Here is a 3,411-nt window from a genome sequence, read left to right as displayed (position 1 = left end):
CGTAGCGGTATTATTTGGCACACCCAGGGGTCTGGTAAATCTCTGACCATGATGTTTATGGTACGGCGATGTACCGCCACGCCAACCTGTCCCAGTGGAAGGTAGTGTTTGTAACCGACCGTACCCAGTTAGAGCAGCAATTGGCAGAAACCGGGCAGAATGTTGGTTTTACTGTAAAAACTGCAGATAGTATTGCCAAACTCAAGGAACTGCTGCGAAGCGATTCCTCGGACTTGGTCATGGCGATGATACATAAATTTCAAGAACGTGACCTTCAGGAAACCTTTCCAGAACTTAACGCTAGCAGCAATATTTTGGTGATGACTGACGAGGCACATCGATCGCAATACGCCCTGCTAGGTGCCAACCTGGACAAGGCTCTTCCCCGCGCTTCCCGCATCGGGTATACAGGCACTCCTATCGACAAAACTGAAAAAGTGTTTGGTGACTATATTGATAAGTACACCATACGCGAAGCCATTGACGATGGTGTTACCCTGGAAATTGTTTATGAAGGTCGCACCCATAACGCCGAAGTAACCGATCAAGCAGGCATGGATGGCGCTTTTGAAGATGTCTTCAGCGAGTGCTCGTTGCAAGAACGCTTGGAGATTCTGGGGTATGGCTCACGAGATGCCTACCTGGAAGCAGAGTCTACGATTGCCGCAAAAGCCAGGGATATGGTGGATCATTATTTGCAATGGATTTTTCCTAATGGCTATAAAGCCCAAGTAGTTGCCACTTCTCGCGAAGCAGCAGTGCGCTATAAGAAATTTTTAGATCAAGCACTGGCAGATGCCATTACAACGCTGACACACTCCAATCCGCACAACCTCAATGTTACTCGCTTGCAAAGACTACGTACTGGTGTCGTCATTTCGGGTACCCATAATGACCTGCCCCACATAAAAGCATTTACTGATCCTTCAAGACATAAGACCACCATCAAAAGCTTCAAATTACCTTTTGACGTAGAAGATAATGGGGTTAATGGTGATATAGGGATTGTCATTGTGAACAATATGTTGCTTACGGGCTTTGATGCGCCGGTGGAGCAAGTCCTATATCTTGATAAGGTGATTCAGGCACATAATCTCCTGCAAGCCATTGCTCGCGTAAATCGAGTTGGAAGTGTCGATAAGGATAAAGGATTTGTGGTTGACTACGTTGGTATTGGTCATCACTTGAGAGAAGCAATTGATAACTACGATGAACGGGAACAAAAGGAAGTTGAACAGACCCTGAGTTTTCCAGAGGAGGAGATTCGCGAACTAGAGGATCATCACAGGGCAATTTTCTCATTATTGGGTGAATGTGGACTTACCAATATGACAGATCATGATGCGTTTTTCGACCTCTTTTACGATGAGGACGTTCGCTATGAATTTATGTTAGCGTTCAAGAAGCTGACCCGCAGCCTCAACCTGGTTTTCCCAGCTAAGGAAGCCTTAACTTATATGTCTGATTATCAGGCATTGGCAGAAATAAATGTTTTGGCAGGAAATCATTTCCGTGATGCTCGGATGAGTATGAAGGATGTTCCTGCTAAGCTGCGTGTCTTGACAGATGCTTATTTACAATCTAGAGGCATTGAGCAAAAAATTAAGCCCATCTCGATCCTAGATGATGAGTTTGAAAGGCAGGTAATCAAACGTAAGCGCACTAAAACGAAAGCCGCCGAGATTGAACACGCCCTGCGCCATCATATTGATATTGAAATGGATGATGATCCAGAATTGCAAGCATCCTTTGCCGAAGCTCTCGCAAGGATATTTGAAGAATTTAAAAACAATTGGGAGAAAATTTTTGAAGAACTGGAAAAATTGCGTCAGCGTATTAAAAAAGTAGACCATGAACCCACCTATGGGTTGCATAAAAAAAAGCAGATGCCCTTCTTCCGTATGTTCAAAGCAGAATTATTTAGCGAAAATGAGCTGAATGATGATAATATTGCCAAGTTGGTATCTTTAACCCAGCAGATATTTATGCTTGTGGAGCGTGAGCTGCAACTGGCAGGCTTCTGGGAGAGTATTCCAGCCCGAAACAAGCTCAAGGCAGAAGTTCAACAGGTTCTTCTATCCCCTGATTTTATCAAACTTCCCAATTTGGTAAAAAATCGGGAGCAAATCATTTCAAGGGCGATGGAATTGGCAGAAAAAAATAACGACCGTATTTTATACGCAGACTGATATGAATCTGGCTTACAACGTTGTTTATTCTTCCCGTCGCAAAAACTTGACGATTACCGTAGAGCGCGATCGCTCCGTTGTCGTAAAAGCGCCGATAGGGACAACTCCAGAAAAAATTCAGCAAGTAGTAGAGTCGCGTAAACAATGGTTGTATGAAAAAACCCACCACACGCAAAAATATCAACAACCGCTCCATCCCCCTGGCAAAGAACTGGTAAATGGTGAGTCCATGCCATATCTAGGACGAAACTATCGCCTGGAATTAGTAGAGGCCGAACATGAAATACAGTTTGTCAATAGCCGTTTCTTGGTTCCTAAAGCACAAGCCAAACAGCGCGGTAATATATTTCAAAACTGGTACATTCAAAAAGCTAAAGAAAAAATACTACCACGAGTTCAGCTTTATGCAAAACGTCTTGGTGTAGAGTTCAATCAGGCAAAAATTACAGATACCAAATATCGTTGGGGTTCGTGTATACCCAACGATAATGTGACCTTTAACTGGCGTCTGATAAAAGCTCCAATGTTTGTTATTGATTATGTTGTAGTTCACGAACTAGCACACCTCATAGAACCGAACCACACTCAACGTTTCTGGAATATCGTCCGAGCGCAAGTAGCCACAATGGAAAAGGCTAAAGAATGGTTAAAAGATCATGGCCAAATGCTTGAACAAACACTTTAAATGGTTGTTTTAATTGGGAGCAATTCACTAGCACAGCTTGGCGGAAGTAAGTAGACCATTAGTCAATACTCTTACTTTGAATGAATTGAAAAAACGGTTTGTACCTATAGTATAGTTTCAGCCAACACAATTTGCGATGAGCGATCGCTTACCAATTCTCCCCAATTCATCAAGATTTGATCACTAATCTGCTCTAAATCACATTTTTTACTTAAGACGGCAACTAAACTCAGTAACAGAAAATGAGGACGAGCGCTCTGATGAAGCGGACAAAAGAATACTATGCCTACATGCGATCGCCCAAGTGGAAAAGAAAATCCCAATTTTGTCACCGGCTTACAGGGCATCGCTGCGTGTTACTGCCTTGGCGCAGGAGCGAAGAGTGCCATCATTTGCATTATTTCAACTTTACTGGAGTTTGGACTAAAAGCTCAGACAGAAGCAAAGCACGGATAGAAGAAAAGATAAAAAATAGACATTAGTACTGAGGCGCGGATTGATTGTTAGAGAGGAAAGCAGTCAGAAGTTACACTGACT

3 protein-coding genes and 1 pseudogene are annotated in these 3,411 nt (G+C 43.1%); 3 read left to right on the top strand and 1 reads right to left on the bottom strand.

Features of this window, described 5'->3' with window-relative positions:
- Positions 1–48: 48 nt before the first annotated feature.
- The 3 genes and pseudogenes from G4P69_RS40800 to G4P69_RS36330 all read left to right on the top strand — a co-directional run.
- Positions 49–542, top strand: a pseudogene (locus tag G4P69_RS40800) (DEAD/DEAH box helicase family protein); the annotation flags it as partial.
- Between the two features lie 12 nt (positions 543–554).
- A complete protein-coding gene (locus tag G4P69_RS36335) occupies positions 555–2,189 on the top strand; it encodes a type I restriction enzyme subunit R domain-containing protein (RefSeq protein WP_390693945.1) in 1,635 nt (544 codons plus the stop codon).
- A gap of 1 nt (position 2,190) precedes the next feature.
- Positions 2,191–2,874: a M48 family metallopeptidase gene (locus G4P69_RS36330; RefSeq protein WP_208344126.1), complete on the top strand. Its 684-nt coding sequence runs from the start codon at positions 2,191–2,193 to the stop codon at positions 2,872–2,874.
- Between the two features lie 104 nt (positions 2,875–2,978).
- Here the strand turns inward: G4P69_RS36330 and G4P69_RS36325 are convergent, their stop codons facing one another.
- Complete coding sequence (locus tag G4P69_RS36325) at positions 2,979–3,221, bottom strand: hypothetical protein (protein WP_208344127.1); 243 nt, start codon at positions 3,219–3,221, stop codon at positions 2,979–2,981.
- Positions 3,222–3,411 lie beyond the last annotated feature (190 nt).

Origin of the sequence: Aetokthonos hydrillicola CCALA 1050 (genome assembly GCF_017591665.1) — a bacterium.
GTDB classification, from domain to species: Bacteria; Cyanobacteriota; Cyanobacteriia; order Cyanobacteriales; family Nostocaceae; genus Aetokthonos; species Aetokthonos hydrillicola.
Note: the sequence above shows the minus strand (reverse complement) of the source record. Positions and strands in the feature narration are given on the sequence as shown.